The 22,986-nt window shown below is 65.1% G+C and carries 23 protein-coding genes; 3 read left to right on the top strand and 20 right to left on the bottom strand.

Annotated features, from left to right (window positions below; genetic code table 11):
* Window positions 1-57 precede the first annotated feature (57 nt).
* Window positions 58-747 (top strand): manganese-binding transcriptional regulator MntR, encoded by a 690-nt coding sequence (mntR, locus tag AC5Y42_RS07840; protein WP_499897091.1) that lies wholly within the window; start codon window positions 58-60, stop codon window positions 745-747.
* Between the two features lie 4 nt (window positions 748-751).
* Here the strand turns inward: mntR and AC5Y42_RS07835 are convergent, their stop codons facing one another.
* Both AC5Y42_RS07835 and AC5Y42_RS07830 read right to left on the bottom strand, forming a co-directional pair.
* On the bottom strand, window positions 752-1,636 hold the full coding sequence (locus AC5Y42_RS07835) for a metal-dependent hydrolase (RefSeq protein ID WP_499897089.1): 885 nt from the start codon (window positions 1,634-1,636) through the stop codon (window positions 752-754).
* An 86-nt stretch (window positions 1,637-1,722) separates the two neighbouring features.
* Window positions 1,723-2,769 (bottom strand): AraC family transcriptional regulator, encoded by a 1,047-nt coding sequence (locus AC5Y42_RS07830; protein ID WP_499897088.1) that lies wholly within the window; start codon window positions 2,767-2,769, stop codon window positions 1,723-1,725.
* A gap of 58 nt (window positions 2,770-2,827) precedes the next feature.
* Between AC5Y42_RS07830 and AC5Y42_RS07825 the strand changes: the two genes are divergently transcribed.
* Entirely contained in the window at window positions 2,828-3,259 is a 432-nt protein-coding gene (locus tag AC5Y42_RS07825) for a type II toxin-antitoxin system Rv0910 family toxin (RefSeq protein WP_499897086.1), read from the top strand.
* 3 nt (window positions 3,260-3,262) lie between these two features.
* Here AC5Y42_RS07825 and AC5Y42_RS07820 read toward each other — a convergent pair whose 3' ends face one another.
* From AC5Y42_RS07820 to AC5Y42_RS07760, 13 genes are all read right to left on the bottom strand, one after another.
* Entirely contained in the window at window positions 3,263-4,108 is an 846-nt protein-coding gene (locus AC5Y42_RS07820; protein WP_499897085.1) for an SDR family oxidoreductase, read from the bottom strand.
* Window positions 4,105-5,610 carry a flavin-containing monooxygenase gene (locus tag AC5Y42_RS07815; RefSeq protein WP_499897083.1) on the bottom strand — a complete coding sequence of 502 codons (1,506 nt, stop codon included), beginning with the start codon at window positions 5,608-5,610 and terminating at the stop codon, window positions 4,105-4,107. The genes AC5Y42_RS07820 and AC5Y42_RS07815 overlap by 4 nt, the downstream gene beginning before the upstream one ends.
* Window positions 5,607-6,455: an SDR family NAD(P)-dependent oxidoreductase gene (locus AC5Y42_RS07810; RefSeq protein WP_499897081.1), complete on the bottom strand. Its 849-nt coding sequence runs from the start codon at window positions 6,453-6,455 to the stop codon at window positions 5,607-5,609. The genes AC5Y42_RS07815 and AC5Y42_RS07810 overlap by 4 nt, the downstream gene beginning before the upstream one ends.
* Window positions 6,452-7,768, bottom strand: a complete 1,317-nt coding sequence (locus AC5Y42_RS07805) for a cytochrome P450 (protein WP_499897079.1) — start codon at window positions 7,766-7,768, stop codon at window positions 6,452-6,454. Before AC5Y42_RS07805 ends, AC5Y42_RS07810 begins: the two co-directional genes overlap by 4 nt.
* A gap of 82 nt (window positions 7,769-7,850) precedes the next feature.
* Entirely contained in the window at window positions 7,851-9,422 is a 1,572-nt protein-coding gene (locus tag AC5Y42_RS07800; protein ID WP_499897077.1) for an acyl-CoA synthetase, read from the bottom strand.
* Window positions 9,423-10,280, bottom strand: a complete 858-nt coding sequence (locus tag AC5Y42_RS07795; RefSeq protein WP_499897075.1) for an alpha/beta fold hydrolase — start codon at window positions 10,278-10,280, stop codon at window positions 9,423-9,425.
* Entirely contained in the window at window positions 10,277-11,539 is a 1,263-nt protein-coding gene (locus AC5Y42_RS07790; protein ID WP_499897074.1) for an acyl-CoA dehydrogenase family protein, read from the bottom strand. Before AC5Y42_RS07790 ends, AC5Y42_RS07795 begins: the two co-directional genes overlap by 4 nt.
* The gene (locus tag AC5Y42_RS07785) at window positions 11,536-12,402 is read right to left on the bottom strand and encodes an SDR family oxidoreductase (protein ID WP_499897073.1); all 867 of its coding nucleotides are present in this window, start codon (window positions 12,400-12,402) and stop codon (window positions 11,536-11,538) included. Before AC5Y42_RS07785 ends, AC5Y42_RS07790 begins: the two co-directional genes overlap by 4 nt.
* Window positions 12,402-13,268, bottom strand: a complete 867-nt coding sequence (locus AC5Y42_RS07780; RefSeq protein WP_499897071.1) for a MaoC/PaaZ C-terminal domain-containing protein — start codon at window positions 13,266-13,268, stop codon at window positions 12,402-12,404. The genes AC5Y42_RS07785 and AC5Y42_RS07780 overlap by 1 nt, the downstream gene beginning before the upstream one ends.
* Window positions 13,265-13,705: a type II toxin-antitoxin system Rv0910 family toxin gene (locus tag AC5Y42_RS07775; protein WP_499897070.1), complete on the bottom strand. Its 441-nt coding sequence runs from the start codon at window positions 13,703-13,705 to the stop codon at window positions 13,265-13,267. The genes AC5Y42_RS07780 and AC5Y42_RS07775 overlap by 4 nt, the downstream gene beginning before the upstream one ends.
* A gap of 2 nt (window positions 13,706-13,707) precedes the next feature.
* Complete coding sequence (locus AC5Y42_RS07770; protein WP_499897069.1) at window positions 13,708-14,904, bottom strand: lipid-transfer protein; 1,197 nt, start codon at window positions 14,902-14,904, stop codon at window positions 13,708-13,710.
* A 106-nt stretch (window positions 14,905-15,010) separates the two neighbouring features.
* Window positions 15,011-15,592 (bottom strand): TetR/AcrR family transcriptional regulator, encoded by a 582-nt coding sequence (locus tag AC5Y42_RS07765; protein WP_499897558.1) that lies wholly within the window; start codon window positions 15,590-15,592, stop codon window positions 15,011-15,013.
* Between the two features lie 191 nt (window positions 15,593-15,783).
* Window positions 15,784-17,079, bottom strand: a complete 1,296-nt coding sequence (locus AC5Y42_RS07760; protein WP_499897067.1) for a cytochrome P450 — start codon at window positions 17,077-17,079, stop codon at window positions 15,784-15,786.
* Window positions 17,080-17,165: 86 nt separating this feature from the next.
* On the opposite strand from AC5Y42_RS07760, the gene AC5Y42_RS07755 reads away from it, so the two are divergent.
* Window positions 17,166-17,915, top strand: a complete 750-nt coding sequence (locus AC5Y42_RS07755) for a MerR family transcriptional regulator (protein WP_499897065.1) — start codon at window positions 17,166-17,168, stop codon at window positions 17,913-17,915.
* Window position 17,916: 1 nt separating this feature from the next.
* Here AC5Y42_RS07755 and AC5Y42_RS07750 read toward each other — a convergent pair whose 3' ends face one another.
* The 5 genes from AC5Y42_RS07750 to pptH all read right to left on the bottom strand — a co-directional run bounded on the left by AC5Y42_RS07750 (window position 17,917) and on the right by pptH (window position 22,841).
* Window positions 17,917-19,107: a lipid-transfer protein gene (locus AC5Y42_RS07750; RefSeq protein WP_499897064.1), complete on the bottom strand. Its 1,191-nt coding sequence runs from the start codon at window positions 19,105-19,107 to the stop codon at window positions 17,917-17,919.
* A gap of 82 nt (window positions 19,108-19,189) precedes the next feature.
* The gene (locus AC5Y42_RS07745) at window positions 19,190-20,293 is read right to left on the bottom strand and encodes a mandelate racemase/muconate lactonizing enzyme family protein (RefSeq protein WP_499897063.1); all 1,104 of its coding nucleotides are present in this window, start codon (window positions 20,291-20,293) and stop codon (window positions 19,190-19,192) included.
* 30 nt (window positions 20,294-20,323) lie between these two features.
* Window positions 20,324-21,208: a tRNA pseudouridine(55) synthase TruB gene (gene truB / locus AC5Y42_RS07740; RefSeq protein ID WP_499897061.1), complete on the bottom strand. Its 885-nt coding sequence runs from the start codon at window positions 21,206-21,208 to the stop codon at window positions 20,324-20,326.
* The gene (gene pptT / locus AC5Y42_RS07735; protein WP_499897060.1) at window positions 21,205-21,885 is read right to left on the bottom strand and encodes a 4'-phosphopantetheinyl transferase PptT; all 681 of its coding nucleotides are present in this window, start codon (window positions 21,883-21,885) and stop codon (window positions 21,205-21,207) included. Before pptT ends, truB begins: the two co-directional genes overlap by 4 nt.
* Entirely contained in the window at window positions 21,882-22,841 is a 960-nt protein-coding gene (gene pptH, locus AC5Y42_RS07730; RefSeq protein WP_499897059.1) for an ACP phosphodiesterase PptH, read from the bottom strand. Before pptH ends, pptT begins: the two co-directional genes overlap by 4 nt.
* Between the last annotated feature and the right edge of the window lie 145 nt (window positions 22,842-22,986).

The raw sequence follows: 22,986 nt of genomic DNA, 5'->3' as shown, positions 1-22,986 counted from the left end.
GCGGTCTCTGACCGCGCCAGAGTCCCAGATCAGGTGAGCATTGCTTAAACTTCCGGTGTGCGCCCTGACGACGAGCCCGGCGAGCTCACAGCGGTTGCCCAGGACTATCTGAAGATCATCTGGAATGCCCAGGAGTGGTCCCGGGAGAAGATCAGCACCAAGATGCTGGCCGAAAAGCTGGGTGTGTCGGCCAGTACCGCCTCGGAGTCCATCCGCAAGCTCGCCGAGCAAGGCCTCGTCGACCACGAGAAGTACGGCGCTGTCACGCTCACCGATTCCGGCCGCCGCGCGGCGCTGGCCATGGTGCGCCGGCACCGATTGTTGGAGACGTTCCTGGTCAACGAGCTCGGCTACAGCTGGGATGAGGTGCACGACGAAGCTGAGGTGCTCGAGCACGCCGTCTCCGACCAACTGGTGGCCCGTATCGACGCCAAACTGGGGTTCCCACAGCGCGACCCGCATGGTGATCCGATCCCTGCCACCGACGGGCAAGTGCCGACCCCGCCCGCCCGTCAGCTGTGGGCCTGCGGCGACGGGGAAGCCGGGACGGTGGCGCGCATCTCCGATGCCGACCCGGAGATGCTGCGCTACTTCGACAGCATCGGTATCAGCCTTGATTCGCGGCTGCGAGTGCTGACCCGCCGCGAGTTCGCCGGGATGATCTCGGTGAGCGTCGAGTCGGGCGACGGTTCCGAGGCCGCCGTCGACCTGGGCAGCCCGGCCGCCCAAGCGATCTGGGTGATCTAGGCGTTCACTTCAGATGGTCGGCGAGTTGTCCGTCGTCCCCGAAGAGTTCTGCCTGCCACGTGGCGACCAGGTCGGTGGTGTCGATCTGGGTGGGGTGAAAGCTGGGATCTTTGAACGGCTTCATGGCGGAGTAAAACCCCTTCCACATGGGATTGCGCAGCATTTGCACCGTCTCCTTGACAATCCGGACGGGCTGGCGCCGGCCCTCGATGTCGGTGGTAGCGATCGACAGCCAGGAAAACAGCACAAGGATCGGAATGCCGAAGTTTTGCGCGAACCGCATCCAGCGGATGCGCGTCGATTCGGGGACACCAATGCTCCGGTACACGTCGAACGCGACCGACTTGTGCTCCAATTCTTCCAGCGCATGCCAGTTGAGCAGGTTCTTGATCTCTGGGTCATACATCATCGCCTGGATCTCGGGACTGGAGAGGATGTTCTCGGCCCATACCGCGGTGAAATGCTCGGCGGCAACCGTGAACCCGAGGAAGAAATGGCGCAGCCTGACCAGCCGGGCCGGGCTGGGGTACTGCTTGTCCAGAAACTTCTCCATGCGTTCGGTGCTCTGCAGCAGGTACTCGAACCACGCCGTCGGATACCCCATGGCCGCGAGCTGATCGTTGAGTTCGCGGTGCTGCAGTCCGTGCGTCTTCTCCTGCCCGATGAATCCGGACACCCGCTTCTTCAACTCGGGATCGGTGAACGTTTCCAGATAGCGGCGCACCGACCGGACGAAGATGTCCTCACCTGGTGGGAAGATCGCCGACAGGACGGCCACCATGTGGCTGAACATGATGCTGCCGTCGGCGAAATACTTGTTCGTCGAAGCTTGTGCGTCGAACCCGAAATTCATCCGCCGCACCGTCGGGTACACAGCCGCGCCTGCCATGACGACGACGGTAGGTCCTGCGCCTAGGTGAACGGAATGGGCGAAACGGACACGGATTTGATGTCTTCGGACAACGGGTTGTCCGGCTACGGTCCGAGTACGCGTCCGCGGTGTTTGCTCGGCGGCGTACCGGCCCAACGGATATACGCGCGGGTGAAGGCGGCGGTCTCCGAATAACCGAGTTGGCGCGCTGTTTCCTCGACAGTCAGGCCCGACTCGAGTAACGCGGCGGCGAGCGTCACCCGGACCTCGTCGACCAACGCGCGATAACTGGTGTGTTCGGCGGCCAGGCGGCGGTGCAGCGTACGTTCGGTGATGCACAATTCGGCCGCGATGACCGCCATTGCCGGCAGTTGACCAGGATCTCGCACCAGGCGGGAGCGCACTTGCGCTGAGATCCCGCGGCGCTGGCGGCGTGTCTGCAACAGTTCCTCACATTGTTGCGCGCACGCCTCGGCGGCGGCGGCGTCGGCAGCCGGCATCGGAACGGCCAGCACGTCGCGCGGGAAGCTGATCGCGGTACGGTTCGCGGATAAATCGAATTCGATTGTCACCCGCGGAAACTCGAAGCGATCAGCTGGAAAATCGATACCGGGCAACTCGACCTTGACCAGCACATCCGAATCCAGCTGGCCGATCAGTAACGGCACCATGTTGGTCAGCGCGAACAGATCCCGTTCCAGCATGAAGGTCCGGACATCGACGGGGACGGCGCTGTCATCAAATTCAACGACCGCGCCGTCGGCGGTGGCGTATCGGGCCAGCCGCAGAAATGTCGAAGACAGCGTCGCATACCGGCAGGCCACGTTGACCGCGTCACCCAAGGTCGGACTTGCCAGCAGCGCGTAGCCGAGTACACCGGTGTTGGAGAAGTTGTACTGCACGCCGACGTCACGAGCGAACTCGTGTGGGTCTTTAACTCGCCCAAGGATGTTGCGCAGAATCCCAAGTTCTTGGCCGGCTTGGACTTCGGTGGTGTTGTCATCGATGTCGGCCAGCGTCAAATCGGTGCCGGTCAGGCAATCCGCCGCGCCGATCCCGTGTAACCGCGCGGCCTCCAGCAGGTGCCGACAGGTCGCTACCGGTCGCGGAATGTCCCAGTCCGCCTGCTGACGGGCTCCACCGGCCACCACGTGTCCGAAGATATCAACTTCTGGGCCGTACGTGGGCCTAGCGCTTTAGGATCGACCGATGGCCAAACTCGAGCTGTCCCGCGATTTGTCGCTGTCTCCCGAGCAAGCATGGACGCACGCCTCGGACCTGGGCGGGCTGGGTGACTGGCTATCGATGCATCAGGGGTGGCGGTCGGACCTGCCCGGCGAGCTCGCCGTCGGCACGACATTGGTCGGTGTGGCCGGCGCAAAAGGCATGCGCAACCGGGTCACGTGGACGATCCGAAAGGTGGAACCCCCGGAATTGCTCGAGATCACCGGCGATGGGGTGGGCGGCACCAGGTACGCGATGAAGTTGAGCGTCGCTCCAACCGCATCGGGCTGCACGTTCACGGTGCGCATCGACTTGGGCGGCCGGCCGCTGTTCGGCCCGATCGGCGCCACCGCCGCCCGAGCGGTCAAAGGCGATATCGAGCGCTCCATCAAGCAATTTGAAGCGCTCTACGCCTAGGGCCTAACTGTTGTCGCTGGCGGTAGCCCGGGCATGGTAAGCATCCCGGGTGGCCTGATCCACCGCGAGATACACCTGCTCGGTCCGGGTGATCCTGGCCAGCAACCGGCGCGGCCGTTCTGGCATCGACAGCGCCGTCCGCAACACGAATTGCAGCCGGCGCGGCACATAGGACATGGCGCGGCGGGTCCGCGCGGCGGCGACGACGGCCGCCGCGATCTCGTCGGGCTCGACCGACACGAAGGTCTCCACCGCATCCGGGAGCCGAACGCCGGCAGACAGCTCCGTATGCACGACGCCGGGAAGGATCGCGCAGACCGCAATCCCCTTGGGCCGCAACTCTTCGCGCAGCGCGTAGGTCAGACCGACCACACCGAACTTGGTGGCGCAGTATGTCGCAACACCGGGGAAGCCGCCGACACCCGCCATCGAAGCGATGTTGATGATGCATCCGCCGCCGCGCTTGGCGAAGCGGCTCGCAGCGAGCTTGCATCCCAGGATCACGCCCCGAAGGTTGATGTCCACCATTGTGTCCTCGGCGCTCTGCGACTCGGCGAGGAATTCGCCGGTGAGCATGACGCCCGCGTTGTTCACCAGGATGTCGAGCGGCCCGAGAACACGCTCAGCATCATCGAGGAACGCCGAAAAGGACTGCGGCGACGTGACATCGAGCGGTAGCGCGATGACGCCGCTTCCCAGACCAGTCGCCACTTGCTTGGCGAGCGCGGCGTCGAGATCTCCGATCGCTACCTTGGCACCTGTCGCGGCGAATGCCTTCGCGGTGGCCAACCCGATGCCGCGCGCGCCGCCGGTGACCGCAACGACCCGCCCGTGTAGCGCCGTCTTCATCCTGACCTCATTCTCCCTCCGGTAGGAATGCCCGAGCGCGCAGCGGACACCCGGTGGCCCAACTCGTAGTCGCGGGAGTCCGGTTTGTCGGCGAGACGCCGCCGGTAGGCGCTGGGCGTCCAGGGCCAGAGTTCGGGCAGGCCGTCCGGGCCCAGATACCAGCTCGTGCAGCCGGTTGCCCACACGGTGCCCGGCATGGCGTCGTGCATGCTGGCGTTGAACTCGTTCGTGGCGACCACGCTGGGGGCGACGGTATCGAATTCCCGCTCACGCCAACGCTGGATCCATCCGAGGATGTGCCCGGCCTGGGCTTCGGCGACGGCGGTCAGCGAATAGTTGCCGACCGGGCTGTGCGGCCCCATCAGCATGAAAAAGTTCGGAAACCCGGGCAATGCCACACCCAGGTGGGCTTTGGGCCCGCGTGCCCACAACTGTTCGACGCTGAGCTCGTCGCGACCAACCAGTGTCATCGGACGCATGAACGCGTGGGCATCGAAGCCGGTGGCCAGCACGATGGCGTCGAGTTCGTGCAGGGCGCCGTCGGCAGTGACGATGCCGCGTGGTTCGACGTGGTCGATGCCGCTGTCGACCAGGCGCACGTTGGGGCGTTGCATGGCCCGATAGAAGCCGGCCGAGATCACCAGCCGGCGACACATCGGTTGGTAGTCGGGGGTGAGGCGGCGACGCAGCTCTCGGTCGCGGACCGTGTACAGGTTGGCGCGGCACAGGTTGCCGATGAATGTCCGCCGCCATCCGGGCTGCACCAGGGCGTGCGCGAAGAACTCGAACGCCTGGTGGTATGCGCGGTAGGCGACGCCGTCCAAGACCGGCATCCGGCGATGCAACCGGCCCGACCATCGGCGATAGCTGGGGTTCGGCAGCGGCAGTATCCACTGTGCGCTGCGTTGGAACAGATCGAGGCGGGCGACGCAACCGGCGAGACCGCACACGATCTGCACACCCGTCGAACCCGTCCCGACTACAGCCACTCGTTTTCCGGTCAGATCCACGCGGTCGTCCCACCGCGCCGAATGCATGACGGGACCGTGGAAGTCGGCCAGCCCGTCGATTGTCGGGATCCGCGGCTCCCGCAGAATGCCGGCGGCTGAGATGAGGAAGTCATGCGAAATCGCTTCCCCGGCATCGGTGGTGAGCAGCCAGCCGGTCCCGGTGAATCGGGCGTCGACGATCTCGACGCCGAATCGGATAATGTCGGTCAGCGCGTACTCGGTTGTCACCCAGCGGAAGTAATCGAAGATTTCCGGTCCGGGCGAAAAGAACTTCGACCAATCAGGGTTGGTCGCAAAGGTGAATTGGTAGAACCGGGACGGAACGTCACAAGACAGGCCCGGGTAGGTGTTGTCACGCCAGGTTCCGCCGACATCGTGCGACTTTTCGTAGATCGTGACGTCGGTGATGCCGGCCCGGCGCAGCACGATGGCCTGACACAGCCCGGACATGCCGGCTCCGAGGATGCCCACCGACGGTTGTCGCCGCATCATGCGGCTACCTCCACACGGTCGGCGGCGCGCACAATGCGCCGAATACTCGGCAAGGCGGCCAGCAACCGGTCGGCGAGGAAGACCAGCGACCGCAAATCGACCAGCAGACCAACCCACCAAGGTGCATAGACCCGTCGGGCCCGCCGGGCGATGCCAGCCACGACGACGCCGGCCGCCACCTCGACCGGGATGGGTTTGCCCACCGCCCCGGGACGGGCGGCCAGCACAGCACCCAAGCCGGAACGGGTCAGCATGTCCTCGGCCAGCCCGGTGCCGACCAAACCGAAGTAGGCGATGCCGACATCGACTCCGTCGGCGGCAAGCTCGATGCGCAGGGATCGCGCCAGTGACTCGACGCCGGCCTTGGCGGCCATGTAGCCACTGACGGTCGGTCCCGGTATCACCGCGCCAATCGACGCGATGGCCATGACATAGCCCCGGCGTTGGCGGACATAGGGCAGCGCTGCCCGGAGCGCGTGGAACACTCCCACCAGGTTGACGTCGATGACCTGCTGCCACTCAGCGGCATTCACCGCGGCGACGGTCTGGCCCGGGCCGGCAATCCCGGCGTTGGCCACCACCACGTCCACGCCGCCGAAATGCCGTGCGGCGGCGCCAACAGCCCTCATCACCGACTCCGAGGATGTCACGTCGGCTTCGAATACCGCTGCGCTGCCGCCGAGTTCAGCAACAAGCCGCTGTGCGGCCGCCAGATCCCGGTCGAGCACCGCGACGCACGCGCCCCGTTCGGCCAATTCGCGGGTGACCTGGGCGCCGATGCCCTGTGCACCTCCGGTGATCACGACTGACTGTCCGGCAAGCTGACCTGCCCGCGCAATCCTCATGTCGCCCGCCCAACCCGTAGCGGCACCGATACCGGACCCTGCAATGACGGTGTGGTGCCCCACCGCACGGGTCCGGCCAACTCAAGGCCGTCGACCTCGTCGAGCAGGTGGTCGACCGCGGTCAGCACTTCCAGCCGCGCCAGGTGCGCACCCAGACAAAAGTGGACCCCGTGACCAAACGCCATGTGCCCGAGCGTCGGGCGGTGGATGTCGAAGCGGTCCGGGTCTGCGAACTTGGCTGGGTCACGGTTGGCCGACGCGTAGAACAGCACCACCCGCGCACCGCGCGGAATGACCGTGCCCTCGAATTCATACGGGGTGGTGGTACTGCGCGTCACCCATTGCACCGGCGAACCCCAGCGAGCCGCTTCTTCCACCGCGGCAGGCAGCAAGCTGCGGTCGGCGCGTAGCTCGGCGAAGAGGTCGGGTTCCTGCGCAAGCCGGATCAGCAGCATTCCCGACAGGTTGGTGGTCGTCTCGTTGCCGGCCACCAGCACGATCACGGCGTAGAAGAAGGCCTCCTGCTCGGAGATCTCTCCGTCCTCGACTGCGATCCGCAGCCGGTCCAGCAGGCCTGCGCCGGGTGGCGTCCCGCGCCGCCTGAGTTCGGCGGCAACGAAACTGCGGTACTGAACATAGGCCTGCAAACCGGTGGCAGCAAGACGCATGATTTCGGGAACTGTCCTGGGACTGAAGATTTGGGCCCATCGGTCGGAGATCGCGCGGAATTCCGGCCAGACCTCACGGGGCACCCCGAGTATCTGCGCGATGACGTTGATCGGCAGCGGGATGGTCAACGCGGGCACCATATCGACGACGTCACCGCGCATGAGCTTGTTCACCCCGTCGGCGGCCAGCGCGCGAATCTCCGTGGTGAGCGATTCAACCGCCTTCTTGCTGAACATCGGTTGGGTGATGTGGCGCAGCCGCTCGTGGTCGGGCGGATCCGTGGTGATCACCGAAGGCCCGGGGGTGGAGCGCAGCGTGATCCCGTGGGCCGACGAGAAGGTCCGGTTGTCGCGGGCCGCGGCATGCACGTCGTGGTAGCGGCCCAGCATCCACACTCCCAGGCGTTCGTTGACTACCACGGGGTGCTCACGAATGCGCTCGAAATCTGGATAGGGGTTGGCGATGCTCTCCGGCAGCGTGGGGTCGAAGGTCGTTCTGGGCACCGAGTGTGGCGCGACGCGCGCCCGGGGACGGCGGAGGTCACGATATGTGCCAACGACGATGGGACGCCCCAGATCGGCGATGGCCGCCCGCGCGGCGCCGGCGATTGCTCTCGGCGGGGGTCGCAGCAGATCGGTAGCCATAGCACCGACGCTACGGCCGGTGGCCGCGGCTCGGAATGCGCAAATCAGACATTCATTTGATGCTTTCGGACACTTCCTGGTGCTACCTCTCGACCAGCTGGTTTCGCAGCACCTTGCCGGTTTCGTTGCGCGGCAACTCCGCTACGAACACCACGTCACGCGGGATCTTGTGCCGGGCCAGCTGGGACCGCACATACGTCTTGATTGCGTCGGCATCTGGTTTGCAGTTCGGCGCGGCAACGACGAAGGCGCGCAGCCGCTTTCCGAAGTCGACGTCATCGACACCGACGACGGCCGCCTCGGCGATATCGGGATGGTCAGCGAGCAGATTCTCGACTTCGAGCGGAAAGACATTTTCGCCGCCGGAAACGATCATGTCGTCATCCCGTCCGTCGACGAACCACAGGCCGGATTCGTCAAAATGTCCGGTGTCCCCGGTGGACAGCAGCCCGTCGACGATCTCCTTGTTTCCGCCGTCGGTGTATCCGGTGAACGACAACCCGCTCGACACGAACAGTGTGCCGACCCGGCCGGGTTCGGTGATGCGGTGGCGATCGTCGTCGTAGCAGGCGAGCCGGCACCCGAGCGGGGGGCGGCCGACGGTGCCCGGAGCCGCACGCAGTTCCTGCGGTGTCGCGATAGCGGCGGCCGCCACTTCCGTGGACCCGTACAGGTTGTACAGCACATCGCCGAATGCCTCGGCGGTGCGGCGGCACACGTCCGGAGACAGCGCAGAACCCGCGGCGAAAACCACGTTCAGTGATGAGGTGTCGTACCGTTCGAGGATTTCTTGATCCAGGTCGAGGATGCGCTGCAGCATGGTGGGAACCAGGATCAGCGCACCGACACGATGCTCGGCGACGGACTTCAGCGTCGACTCCGGATCGAATCGCCGCGCCAGCACGATACGGTTGCCGAGCGCCAGGCCAAGCGCACACGTCGCCAAACCCGTCGCATGGAACAACGGGGCGGCCACATGGTAGACGCCTCGAGCCGGCCAGGGGACCCGGTCGAGCAGCTGGGCGGTTTGCAGCGGGTCAATCCGGTTGCGGGGTGCGCCTTTCGGGGTGCCGGTGGTGCCGCTGGTCAGCAACACCATGCCGCCGGCCCGTGGCGGGGAGGGCAGTGCACCCGCCGACCGGTCGCGGATCAGCTCGTCGAGGGTGAACCGCCGGATGGTCGCGGGCAACGTTTCCAGCAGCCCGTCGAATTCATCGTCGGCGAGCACGACGCTGATCCTTTCCCGCGCGCAGACGTCGGCCAGTTGTGGTCCGGCGAAGCCGGTGTTCATCAACACCACCCGCGCGCCGATGCTGTTCGCCGCGCTCAGCGCCAGCATGATGGCGCGGTGGTTGCGGTAGAGCACTGCGATCACCGTGGTCGAGTCGACGCCGTGCGCTTGCAATCCCCTGGCCAACGCGTTTGAAGTGGCGCCCAGGTCGGCGAAACTGGCGGTGCCCCATTCGTCGGTGAGCGCCGGCGCGTTGCCGTAGCGGGCGGCGGCGTGCTGGACCATGCCGGCGAACGGTCCGTAGCGTTTGAGCGCCAGGAAGGCGTGCAACGCCCGGTCGGGCCGCAGCGGCTCGACCATGCCGCCGCGGCTCAGCACACGTACCGCGGCGAGTCGATCCGCCGCTCGCTGCCAAATGCCCACCTATCCGGTCCTTTCGACATGATTGCCGGCCCGCTCCAGTAGTTGGGTGATGAGGCGGACCACTTCGGCCGGGTTGTCGAGTTGCGGGCAGTGCCCCGATCGCGGCAGGATGACCAACTCACTTCCTGGGATTTGTCGGTGCAGCGTTCGGCTCGAGTGCACCGGAATGATCCGATCTCGCGCGCCGTGCACGATTACCGCCGGACAGGTGACCCGAACGGTGTCATGTCCCGCTGAGGTTTCGTAGGCGTACTGAAAAGCGTACCGGCCCAGTGTCGCAACGTCTGAGCCCTGCGAAAACAGCTGCGCCCAATATGCGATCACCGCGGGATCGGCGATCACCCCAGGTCCGTAAAGGACCTTCGGTATGGCACGGCGTACTGACCAGCGCAGCGCTGAGCGTGGTATCCGGATCCGGCCGGCACGCGACCAGAACACCTCCGGTATCTCGCGGCGCCGCGCGAGCCTGGCCAGCCAGTGCCGGGCACCAAGCGGATCATCCAGCGCAACGAGGCCCTTGACTACTTCAGGTCTGCGGGCCGCGGCCCGGACCGCAGTGGCCGCGCCGAGTGAGTTGCCGACCAGCACAGCCGGACCCGACTCGGCAAGCACCGCGTCGGCGAATCCGTCGAACTGCGGCACCAGCGCTCCGGACCGGCGCGGGCCGGCCTGCCCGAACCCTGGTAGGTCGACCGCAAACGCGCGCCGTCCCGCCGTCTCGAGCCGAGTCAGCACACCTCGCCAGGTGTCGGCGCTGTCGGCGTAGCCGTGTAACAGCACGACCGGCGTCCCGTTACCGGCTACGGATAACACCCGGGTACCTACACCGTTGTAGGTCACCCGGTTCGCAGTGATCATGCGGTGAGCAGCCCCTTGGCGATGTGGGTCACCTGCACTTCGTTGCTGCCCGCGTAGATCATCAGCGACTTCGCATCGCGCGCAAGCTGTTCGACGCGGTACTCGGCCATATAACCATTGCCACCGAATAGCTGGACCGCCTCCATCGCGACATCGGTCGCTGCTTCGGACGAGTAGAGTTTGATCGCTGAAGCCTCCGCCAGTGAAGGCACCTTGCCCGCCTGTGCCTTCTCCAGTGTCTGGAACACCATGTTCTGCACGTTGATCCGCGCGACTTCCATCTTGGCCAGCTTCAATTGGATCAACTGGAGTTGCCCAATCTCCTTGCCCCACAGAGTACGGGTTTTGGCGTAATCGACGCAGCGCCGATGGCATTCGTTGATGATGCCCAATGCCATCAACGCCACCCCCAGCCGTTCGGCCGCGAAATTGGCGCGCGCACTTTCCCGTCCGTCCCCACCGGTGTGTTGTTCAGTCTCACCGAGCAGCCGATCTGGTGTCAGCCGCACGTTGTCGAAGAACAGCTCGCCGGTCGGCGAGGACATCATGCCCATCTTCTTGAACGGCTTGCCCTGTGTGAGTCCCTCCGTTCCGGAGTCGAGGACGAAGGTCAGCACGGGCCGGTTGCGGCGGTCGACGGAGCCGTCATCGAGCTTGGCGTAAACGATCAGCACATCGGCGTACGGGCCGTTGGTGATGAAGGTCTTCTGCCCGTTGAGGATGTAGTCGTCCCCGTCGCGCTTGACGGTGGTCTTCATTCCGCCGAACGCATCCGAGCCGGAGTCGGGTTCGGTGATGGCCCAGGCCGCGATCTTCTCCAGCGTCATCAACTCCGGCAGCCAGCGCTCCTTTTGGGCCAGTGTGCCGCGGCTCATGATCGTCGCCGCCCCCAGCCCGAGGCTGACGCCGAGTGTGCTCAACAACCCGATGCTGACCCCGGCAAGTTCGGAGACCAGCACCGCGGCCATCGACGCCTGGGCACCTAGCTCCCCCAGACCGCCCGACGTGCCATCCCGCTTCTTGGTCTGCTCCTCGCCGGCGGCGATCGCCGCCTCCTTCGTACGCTGTTTGTCCAGCATCGTCTTGACCGCTTCGGCAGCCATCACATCCAAGCCGAATTCGCTGAACAGCTTGCGGGCGATCGGATATGGCGACAGTTCACCGCTTTCCAACCCATCCAGATGGGGGCGAATCTCTTTGTCGATGAACTCGCGCACTGTATCCCGCATGATGATGTCGGTGTCGGACCATTCGATCATGGCAACCTCGCCGCGATGTCGTCGATGAGCCACGGCCCATCTGTTTCGATGGTTTCGGTGTCGTGCCATCCCTTCAGCGCCGAGATGGCACCGCCCTGCACGGCGTACACCTTGCCGGTGATCGGGCACTTGTCCGTCACCAGGTAGGCCACCAGCGGCGAGATGTTGGCCGGGCTGAACAGATCCAGCTCACCTTCATCCGGTTCGCCCATCAGCTCACCCATGCCGGGGGTGGCCAGGGTGAGCCGGGTCCGCGCGATCGGTGCGATCGCATTGACCCGCACTCCGTAGCGATCCAACTCCTCGGCGGCAATGAGGGTCAGCGCCGCAATCGCCGCCTTGGCCGAGCCGTAATTGGCTTGCCCCGCATTGGCCAGCGTTACTCCGGAACCCGATGCGGTGTTGATCACCGCCGCGTTGGGCTGATCCCCGGCTTTGGACTGCGCCTTCCAGTACGCCGCCGCATGGTGCAACATCGCGAAGTGACCCTTCAGGTGCACCGCGATGACCGCGTCCCACTGTGCCTCCTCCATGCCGGCGATGAACGAGTCCCGCAAAATCCCGGCATTGTTGACCAGCACGTCGAGCCGACCGAATTCGTCGACCGCCTGCCGGACAACGCTTTCCGCGCCATCCCAGGTCGCGATGTTCTCGGTGTTGGCGACCGCGGTACCTCCGGCGGCAATGATCTCGTCCACCACGTCGGCCGCTGGGCCGCTGTCCGCTCCCTCGCCGGTGTTGCTGCCGCCAAGGTCATTGACGACGACCTTGGCTCCCTCGCCGGCGAACAGCAGCGCGTGCTCGCGCCCGATCCCGCGGCCGGCTCCGGTGATCACCGCTACCCGTCCCTCCAGTGCACCCATCACTTCTCCTCAATGATCTCGGCAAGACCGTCGGTGATGACGAAGTCGTCACCGCGCGTGGTCTCGAATGCATAGCGGGTGACTCCGTTGTCGCTGCCCTTCTCCCAGATCCGCGTTTCCAGATCGTCACCAGGCAGCACCGGCTTGGCGAACCGGACCGCGAACCGCTTGAGCCGGTTGACATCCGAGTCGGCAAGCTCGGTGAGCACCGCCCACGAGGTGAACGCGATCGTGCACAAGCCGTGGGCGATAATTCCGGGCAGTCCGGCATCCTTCGCGACCTCCTCGTCGAGATGGATCGGCATCGGGTCGCCGGCCGCCGGGGAGTAGCGGAACGTCTGGTCGGCGTCGATATGCTGCACGACCTTGGCCGCCGCTGCCCGCTCGCGCAAGCTGTCGTCGAACTTGTGGTCAGGACTGAGCTCGCCGACGGCCTTGCCGACATTGAAGCCCCGCACGAACGTGGTGACGTACTGTTCGTTGACCAGCTCGCCGTCCTCGGTTCGGCATTCGAGCAGGATCGCGGCTCGGGTGCCCTTTTCCAGGCCCTGGTAACCGATCATCTTGCCGCGCGAAACCAGCTTGTCGCCCGGGCGGATCGGCCGGTGGAAGTGGAAATCCTGTTCCCCGTGCACGATTCGCGGGATAGCCTCGACTGGCATGACGTCGACGGCCGGGGTGAGCAGCGCCTCGAAGACCGGCACAATCGCGAACACCGGCGGCGCGACGTCGCCGTTGCGGTGCGCCGCGATCGGATCATTGCTCGCCGCCGCGTATTCGGCGAGCCGCTCCCGGGTCACCTCGAAGTGCTCGTCGTCGGTCCAGCGGTCTAGTCCGGTGTCGTCGAACTCCAACGCTTCGGTCATGCCGACGCCGAGGCCAACGCGTCGAGCTGATCGAGCGTCTTGTCGAGTTGCTTGATGCCGTCCTTCTCCACTGCCTTGCCCAGCGCGCCCTTGATCAGCGCACCCTCGAAATCACCGGAAACGGTGAACTTGGAGCCGGCGCCTGCCGGTTCGATGGTGAAGGTGAACTGCGCTTTGACACCCGCCATCCCGGTGCCGCCGAGCACCAGATGGGCAGGAGCGTCGACCGATTCGATCGTCCACTCGATCTTGTTGGCCATCCCGAGCATGACGATCTTGGCGGTCAGTTTCGCTCCGGGCGTCAGGGTGGCGGGCGGTTCCTCCAGCCACTTCTCGTGCACGCTGAACCACTTGTCCCAGTTCGCCAGATCCGAGACGGTCTCCCACAACGCTTGCGGGTCGGCGCTCAGTTCTCGAGTGGCTTCGATGTGTCCCATGTTCAGTTGCTCCGATCTGCTCGTTGATAGGCAGTCACGACGGCGGCGCCGCCGAGGCCGATGTTGTGCTGTAACGCGGCAGTGACGCCGTCGACCTGTCGCTTGTCAGCGGCACCGCGGAGCTGCCAGGTGAGTTCGGCGCACTGCGCCAAGCCGGTCGCGCCCAGTGGATGCCCCTTGGAGATCAAGCCGCCGGAGGGGTTGACCACCCACCGCCCGCCGTACGTGGTGTCACCGTTGTCGATCAGCTTGGGGGCTTCACCCTCGCCGCACAGCCCCAGCGCTTCGTACAGCAGCAATTCGTTGGCAGAGAAGCAGTCATGCAACTCGATCACCTGGAAATCCTCCGGCCCCAGTCCGGATTGGTCGTAGACCCGTTGGGCGGCTTGCACATTCATGTCGTAGCCGATCAGGTTCTTGCAGGTGCCGTCGAACGTCGACGCGAAGTCGGTGGTCATTGCCTGCCCGACGATCTGCACCGCCTGCCCCGCCAACCCGTGCCTGTCGACGAAATCCTCACTGGCCAAGATCGCGGCTCCCGAACCGTCAGAAGTCGGCGAGCACTGCAGCTTGGTCAGCGGGTCGTAGACCATTCGGGAACCCATGATGTCTTCGAGGGTGTAGGACTCCTGGAACTGCGCGTAGGGGTTGTTGACCGAATGCAGATGGTTTTTATGGCCGATCTTGGCGAAATGTTCGGCGGTGGTGCCGTATTGCTTCATGTGTTCGCGACCGGCCGCACCGAACATCCACGGCGCCGGGGGAAACAGCACCTCGGAAATCTCGGCCATCGCCATGATGTGTTTGTCCATCGGCTGGGTTCGGTCGTCGTACATCGACCCCAGCGAACCTGGCTTCATCTTCTCGAATCCGAGTGCGATGGTGCAGTCGGCCAATCCACCGCGAATGGCCTGAGCGGCAAGATAGAGCGCGGTCGAGCCGGTCGAGCAGTTGTTGTTGACGTTGACGACCGGGATGCCGGTCAGGCCCAACTCATAAAGTGCCCGTTGACCAGACGTGGATTCGCCATAGACGTAGCCGACATAGCCCTGCTCGACTTCGGCGTACGCGATACCCGCGTCTTCGAGCGCTTTGGTTCCGGATTCCTTCGCCATGTCCGGGTAATCCCACCCCTCGCGCCGGCCCGGCTTCTCGAACTTCGTCATGCCGACGCCGACCACATACACCTTGTTCGCCATTGCGCTCCTATCAATCGGGACCGGGCCGCCGAAACAGAAACATACAGGCTTGATTGTATCTTTGCAATTGGGTCCGGCGGGCCGTGCTACTCGAGCGTGCGAACAGCTAGTCGATTGTTTCGGCCGGTAAGACGTCGGCCATGAGCGCGCGCAGGTGCTGACATGCCCGTTCCCAGCGTCTCCGCGCGCGTTCGGTGTCCCGGTCGACGAAACTCGCAACCAGGATCCCCCGCAGCGCGTCCATCGCGGTGTAGACGACGTTGCGGATTTCCTTTTGCGCCGGCTGGTCCGGCACCAGCTGCGCGATCGCGGAGATCAGCGTGCTGTTGACGACGGGCTCTACACGTTCGATCTGTTGGGCCAACACCGGATCAGTCCGGGCGGCGACCCAAAGTTCCATAGTCGCAACAAACATCGGCCCCTGGTGTGCCTCCCACAGAAAGTCCAGCACCGTGGATATTGGATCCGGACTCGCTTTGACGCGGCCCAGTTCTCGGATGGCACCCTGAGCGCGCTGCTGCGCCAGGTGCTCGATCGCGGCAACGACCAGGTCTTCCTTCGACCGAAAATGATGAATCTGGGCACCTCGGGTAACACCCGCCATCTCCGCGACCCGCGGCGTCGTGGTCCCGGCATATCCGTAGGACACCAGGCACTCCACGGTCGCGTCCAACAAGCGCGTCCGCATCGCAGCGCTGCGCTCGGCCTGGGTGCGCCGCACGCGCCGCCCGTCGACCTCTGTCGCCACTCCGACCGCACCCGCTTTCCGACCGGTATCACGTTGCCAGACGCAGCATACCGCCTACCGAGGATAAAAATACATTCTAACCTGAATGTTAGAGCTGGGCGGTAAGCAGCCGAGGGTATGGGTTCAACCGATCAGAGCGGCCTGAGCACCACTTGCATCTCCGCCAGGCCACGCAGCGCGCTGTTAGTGGTCCAACTCGGTGTGCCTATCACCTCGATGGCGCCTACCCGATCGATGAGTTCGCGCAGCACGGCTTTGGCCTCCATTCGCGCCAGCCCCGCTCCCAGACACAGATGGATGCCCGAACCGAACGCCACATGCGAGGGATTTCGCGACGGGACAAAGGAATCGGGATCATCGAACTGCCGGGGGTCACGATTGGCCGCGCCCCATAGCAAAAGCACCCGTGCGCCCGCCGGAATGGTGGCGTCGCCCACCCGGTAATCGGTCGTCGCGGTGCGGTAGAAGCCTTGGATCGGAGACGAATAGCGCAGCTGTTCTTCGATGGCGCTGCCCACCAGAGCGTCGGGATCGGAACGGATCAGCTCGAACTGATCCGGGTTCTCCGACAGCGTCAGAAACATCGTGCTCAGCAGGTTGGTGGTGGTCTCGTTGCCGGCCAGCAGCAGCAGTAACGCGAAATGGAACAGCTCGTCGCGGGTGATCTCGCCGCCTTCGGCATCGGCTACCAGTCGGCCCAACAGCGTGTCGGATGCCAACAGTTCGCCATTTTCGAATCGGCTGCAAAAGTACGCGTGCAGGTGACGCACGCCGTTGAGGGTGGGCAAAATCTGCCACAACCCCCTCGGGGTCAACTGGATATTGGCCACCCGGACTGCCTCGTTAGACCAGTACCGGAAGAACTCCTCGTCCTGCGGCGGGATCCCCAGGACGTGCGCGATCATCCGCATCGGCAGCGGTACGGCCAGCCGTTGCACCACGTCAGAACCCGCATTGGCCAGCAGCTCGCTGACCAGTTCGCTCGCCAGCCGATCCACCGTCGGCTGCCAACTACCGAGCGCTCCGCGCGCGAACGCGGGCTGCACCTTGCGCCGCAACTCGGTGTGACGTGGTGGATCCATGTTCAGCAGCACCGGAACGTCGAACCGGGTGCGCGTCACCCCTTCCCTGTTCGAAAGCATCCCGTCGCTGCGGGCCGCGGCGCGCACATCGTCGTAGCGGCTCAAGATGAAGATGTTGCGTCGGCGGTTGTACCGGACCCGCGACCCGCGCAGCAGCTCGCGGTACCCGGGATAGGGGTTCGCCGCGGTCGCGGGGTCGAAGGGGTCGAACGACGTCTCCGGGATAGCCCGATAGGCGGCGCGGTTGACCTTTGCGGCTAGATCCACGTGGAAGTTCGTGTACAGGCTTCTGACGATCGGTTTCGCCGTCGTCGTCGCTAGCAAAGCGTCGTACTTGAGCGTCACTGCTTCTCCGTTTCCGCAGCCTAACTATGCAGAATCAACCGTAACGGACATTTCTGTAACAGACAATAGGGTTAGGATGCTGTCCGATGGAGATGACGATCGATCAGCTCGCGCAACGCGTTTCCATGTCCTCGCGCAACATTCGGGAGTGGCAACGCCAGGGCCTGCTGCCGCCCCCGTCCCGCCGCGGACGGATCGGCATCTACTCCGACGAGCACGTGGCACGCATCGAACGGGTCAAGAAGCTGCATTCGGAGGGCTTCCCGCTCGACTTGATCCGCCGAATGATCGACACGAACACTGGCAGCAAAGCCGACATCCAGCACCTCGCGGCCGAGGTCTTGCGGCCGTTCGCGACGACCGATTCGGCCACGATCACGCAACTGCAGCTCGACGAGCGACTGGGGCCCGACGCCGCGACACAACTCGCAAAGCTCGACTTGATTGCCGACGCGGACGGCGACACGGTGACTGTGCGCGACGCGGAGGCGCTGAACCTGCTCGAAGGGCTTGTGAGCGTGGGCATTTCACTCGAACGTATGGTTGCTGCCCTTTCGAAGGTCAACGCGCACCAACATGCGATCGCCGAAGCGATCCTGCGCCCCTATGCCGAGGACGTCTGGGAACCGTTCGTATCGTCGAAGTTCGCCACGCCCGACTGGGGTTTGCTCGCCGATGATGCGGCTCGCGCGCGCCCGCTGGCAATCAGACTGCTGTCGCATCTGCAGCAGGCCGCCCTCGATGACGTCGCGGGGTCGATCATGCTGCGCGAGGCCGGCCCAACCGAACGCGCACTGGACAAGATCAGCCGGACTCCGCGGAACCGTAACGGGTGACCTATCGCTCGGCCCGCTGATAGGCGGTGACGACGGCGGCGCCGCCCAGGCCGATGTTGTGTTGTAGCGCCGCGCTGACGTTGTCGACTTGGCGCTTGTCGGCGCTGCCACGCAGCTGCCAGGTCAATTCGGCGCACTGCGCCAAACCCGTCGCGCCCAGCGGGTGGCCTTTGGAGATCAGGCCGCCGGACGGGTTGACCACCCAGCGTCCGCCATAGGTGGTGTCACCGTTGTCGATCAGCTTGGGCGCCTCGCCCTCGCCGCACAGGCCCAACGCCTCGTAGAGCAGCAGCTCGTTGGCCGAGAAGCAGTCATGCAGCTCGATGACCTGGAAGTCTTCCGGGCCAAGCCCAGATTGTTCATAAACTTGTTGTGCGGCTTGCACATTCATATCGTAGCCGATGAGCGCTTTGGCGGTGCCGTCGAAGGTGGAGCCGAAGTCGGTGGTCATCGCCTGGCCGACGATCTCGGTCGCCTGGCCGGCCAAATCGTGTCGGTCGACGAACGACTCGCTGGCCAGAATCGCCGCGCCCGAACCGTCCGAGGTCGGCGAACACTGCAGCTTGGTCAGCGGATCGGAGATCATCCGCGCCGCCAGGATGTCGTCCAGCGTGTACGACTCCTGGAATTGCGCGAACGGGTTGTTGACCGAGTGCTTGTGGTTCTTGTAGCCGATCTTGGCGAAATGCTCTGCGGTGCTGCCGTATTGACGCATGTGCTCGCGGCCGGCTGCGCCGAACATCCACGGCGCGACGGGCATCGCGAACTCGTCGATCTCGGCCATCGCCTTGACGTGCCTGCCCATCGGCGATTCACGGTCCTGGGCACCCCCGCCCAGCGAACCGGGTTGCATTTTCTCGAAGCCGAGGGCGATGGCGCAGTCGGCAAGCCCGCCCCGGATCGCCTGCGCCGCCAGGTAAAGCGCCGTCGAGCCGGTGGAGCAGTTGTTGTTCACGTTGACAATCGGGATTCCGGTCATGCCCAGCTCGTAGAGCGCCCGCTGCCCCGACGTCGAATCGCCGGCGACATAACCGACGTAGCCCTGCTCGACCTCGTCATAGCGAATCCCGGCATCGGCCAGCGCGTTGGTTCCCGACTCGCGCGCCATGTCGGGGTAGTCCCAGCCTTCGCGTCGTCCCGGCTTCTCGAACTTCGTCATGCCGACGCCGACCACGTAAACCTTGTTTGTCATTGGCACAGCGTACGGTTCACGCGTCCGCAACTCCAGGCGGTCGGCAGCCCAACTCGCCGACCGGCGTCTCAGATCGTGCCGGCTATCGTCGGTAGGCGCTGATGACCGCAGGATCGGGGTCGAGGCCCAGGCCCGGCCCCAGCGGGACCGAAACCTGTCCCCCGTTCGCAGACAGCGCCTCGCCGTAGATCGATGCTTCCAGATCGAACCGGCGCCACTCGATCATCGCATCGGCACCACCGAGCGCCGCAGTCACATGGATCGCCGCGAGCAACCCCGGACCATCGTAGAAGGAGTGCGTCATCACCGGGACGTTGCGGGCAGCCGCCAGCGGAAACACCTTGCACAGTTCGGTGATTCCGCCCATCTTGGCGGGACTCGGCTGAACGAAGTCGACCGCCTGCGCCGCGAGCATCCGTTCGAACTCCATGAGCGTGGCGACGTTCTCTCCGGATGAAATCGGGATGCCACTGAGTCTCCGCAGCTCGGCGAGACCATCGAAATTCTCCGGCGGCCAGAGAGGCTCCTCAAGGAATTTCAGTCCGACCGTCTTCAGTTCGTCGACCGCGGCACGCGCTTGTGCCAACGTCCAGGCACAGCCGACATCGGCAATCAACTCGACGCCAGGACCGGCTTCGGCGCGGGCTGCCAAGATCGCCGCCAAGTCCGACTCATGAAGCTTGATCGCGTGAAAGCCGGCGTCCACGGCTTGCCGAACCACAGCGCGGACCAGGGCCGGCTCGTCATAGCAGGCCAAGCTTGCATAGCAGGGCAACGCACGCGCGCCACCGCCGAGAAGTTCAGACATGGGCGCGTTGGCGCGTTTGCCGGCGATATCCCACAATGCGATGTCCACCGCCGAGAGTCCATAGGTCACAGGCCCCCCACGGCCTAAGACGTGCAACGTCTTCTGCACCTCCAACATCAGAGGTGCGATGCGTGTGGCGTCCTGGCCGACGCACAACGGCGCGATCAATTCATCGACGGCGAGTCGGGCCGAATCCACTGCGCCGTAACCGAAAGCTTCGCCCCAGCCTTCCATTCCGTCCCGGGTAGTCACCTTGACGAGCAGTGAATGAGCAGCAGACAACTTCTCGCCCCACAGAGACGCGCCCGGCGTGCTGCCTGCGCGAAGCGGGATACGCAACGGGACAGTCTCGATTTTCGCGATCACGGCGGCGGTCATACCGCAATCATGCCGGTGGCGGACAACCGGCTACAGCGTGGCGGGGCGAATCACGACGACCGATTTCGTCCTCGGTCCGTCGTCGCGCAGCAGTGCGATCACCCGGCCGTCGTCGGCAGCCGCGGCATAGACGCCGTCGATACCGGCCGGTGTCAGGGGCCGGCCATTGCGGGCCGCCTCGGCCTCCTCGTCGCTGAGCCGGCGAGGCGGGAACATCAGCAGGCAGGCCTGGTCGAGGTCCAGGCTCAGCCGCGGCTGCTCGGCCAGTTCGTCGAGGGTATGGGCCTGAGCCAGCCCGAACCGCCCGACCCGGGTGCGCCGCAGTGCGGTCAAATGCCCGCCCACGCCCAGCGCCGCTCCGAGATCGCGGGCCAGCGCGCGGATGTAGGTCCCCGACGAGCAGTCCACCTCGACATCGAGATCGATCAACTCACCGGCGCGGCGCGCGGCCAGCATGTCGAACCGGTCGATGCGTACCGGCCGGGCGGCCAACTCGACGGTCCGGCCTTCGCGAACCAGCCGGTAGGCCCGCCGGCCGTCGACTTTGACTGCGCTGACCGCCGACGGCACCTGCATGATGTCGCCGCGCAGCCGCCCGACCGCGGTGGCGATCGCGTCATCGGTGACGTGTTGCGCGGAAACCGCGTGCAGCAGTTCACCTTCCGCGTCCTCAGTGGACGTCGACTGGCCCAGGCGAATGCTGGCGGCATAGGACTTCGACGTCGCTGTGAGCAGCCCGAGGATCTTGGTCGCGCGCTCGACACCGATCACCAGCACGCCGGTCGCCATCGGGTCCAGCGTCCCGGCATGCCCCACTCTTCGGGTCGCATAAATCCGGCGGCAACGTGCGACCACGTCATGGCTGGTCATGCCGGCCGGTTTGTCGACCACGACGATGCCCGGCCCGGTGCTCATAACACGATGGCCGTGAGCACCAACCCACGGTCAACCGACCACCGTCCCCGCAGCACCGTCAGCGGCGGGCCGGACAGCGCGGCCCCGTCGATCAGAATTTTGGAGACGAAGTCGCCGGCCGTTGCGTCCGACGGGTCGACATCGAACACGATGTGGGCGTCTTCGAAACCAAGCCACCGTTTGGTCAACGGAAACCAGGCCTTGTAGGTGGCTTCCTTGGCGCAGAACAGGATTCGGTCCCAGTGCAAGCCGTCCGGCAAGGCCGTAATTTCATGACGCTCCTCGGGCAGCGCGATCGAACCCAGCACGCCGTCCGGCAGCACGTCGTGCGGTTCGGCGTCGATGCCCACCGAGCGCACCGCCGAACGGCGGGCAACCACCGCTCCGCGGAACCCCGCACAGTGCGTCAGACTTCCCACCACGCTGCCGGGCCAGCAGGGCTCGCCCTTGTCGCCCTTGAGAATCGGTGCCGGTGGCAATCCGAGCTCGCCCAGCGCGACCCGGGCGCAATGCCGAACGGTGGTGAACTCGTTACGCCGCTTGACGACTGACCGCGCGATCAACGGCTCCTCTTCGGGCATCGGCGTCAGGCCGGGCGGGTCAGCGTAGAGCTCGGCCGACGCGAGGTTCCCGGCGTCGTCGGGCAGCACCGACGACAACAGCATCCCGGCCGTCATCGCGACTGCCGCTGGCGGGTACGTTCCCGGAACTTCTCGGCCTGCTCCCGCATCTCGGGGGTGATGACGAAATGACCCCCGAAATCGTTGAGATAGCCCGGCGCGTACTGCGGCTCGGGCAGCACCTGACGCAGCCAGCTGTACGGCTTGCGGCGTCGCCATTCCCGCGGGTAGCCGACCGACACCTCCTCGAAGCGCACCCCGTCGTACCAGGTGGTGCGCGGGATGTGCAGATGACCGTAGACCGAACACACGGCGTTGTAACGGGTGTGCCAGTCGGCGGTCTCGGTGGTGCCGCACCACAGCGAGAACTCCGGGTAGAACAGCGCATCGCAGGGGTCGCGCACCAGCGGGAAGTGGTTGACCAGCACCGTCGGCGTCATCCAGTCGAGCTCGTCGAGGCGCTTGCGGGTGGCGGCCAGCCGATCGCGGCACCAGGCGTCCCGGGTGCCGTACGGCTCGCACGACAGCAGGAACTCGTCGGTGGCCACCACATTGCGTTGCCGCGCGATGGCCAGCCCTTCGGCCTTGCTGGTCGCGCCCTCCGGCAGGAAGGTGTAGTCGTAGAGCAGGAACATCGGCACGATCGTGGCGGGGCCGCCCCGCTCGGTCCAGACCGGGAACGGATGCTCCGGGGTGACGATGCCCATCTCGTCGCACATGTGGACCAGGTAGTCGTAACGGGCGCGGCCGAAGACCTGCACCGGGTCCTTGCCGGTGGTCCACAGCTCATGATTGCCGGGCACCCAGATCACCTTGGCGAACCGTCGCCGCAGCAGATCCAGCGACCAGCGAATATCGTCGGTGCGCTCGCCGACGTCGCCGGCGACGATCAACCAATCCTCGGGCGACGACGGGTGCAGTGATTCGGTGACGGGCTTGTTGCCTTGATGGCCGGTGTGCAGGTCAGAAACAGCCCACAACGTGGGTTGCGCCGCGCCCTGCCGAGTTGCCACGACTCACCAGCCTAACCACCGGCCGGCACACCGGACTAGAACAGGTTCTCGTTTCTGCTATCGGCACACTGTCGCGACTTGTACACTCCCACGCAATAGCCAGCGGATCGGAAGGGGTGTTGTGGTCGCCAAAGTGCGCCTGATC

The organism is Mycobacterium sp. NGS48 (genome assembly GCF_059812585.1).
Note: the sequence above shows the minus strand (reverse complement) of the source record. Positions and strands in the feature narration are given on the sequence as shown.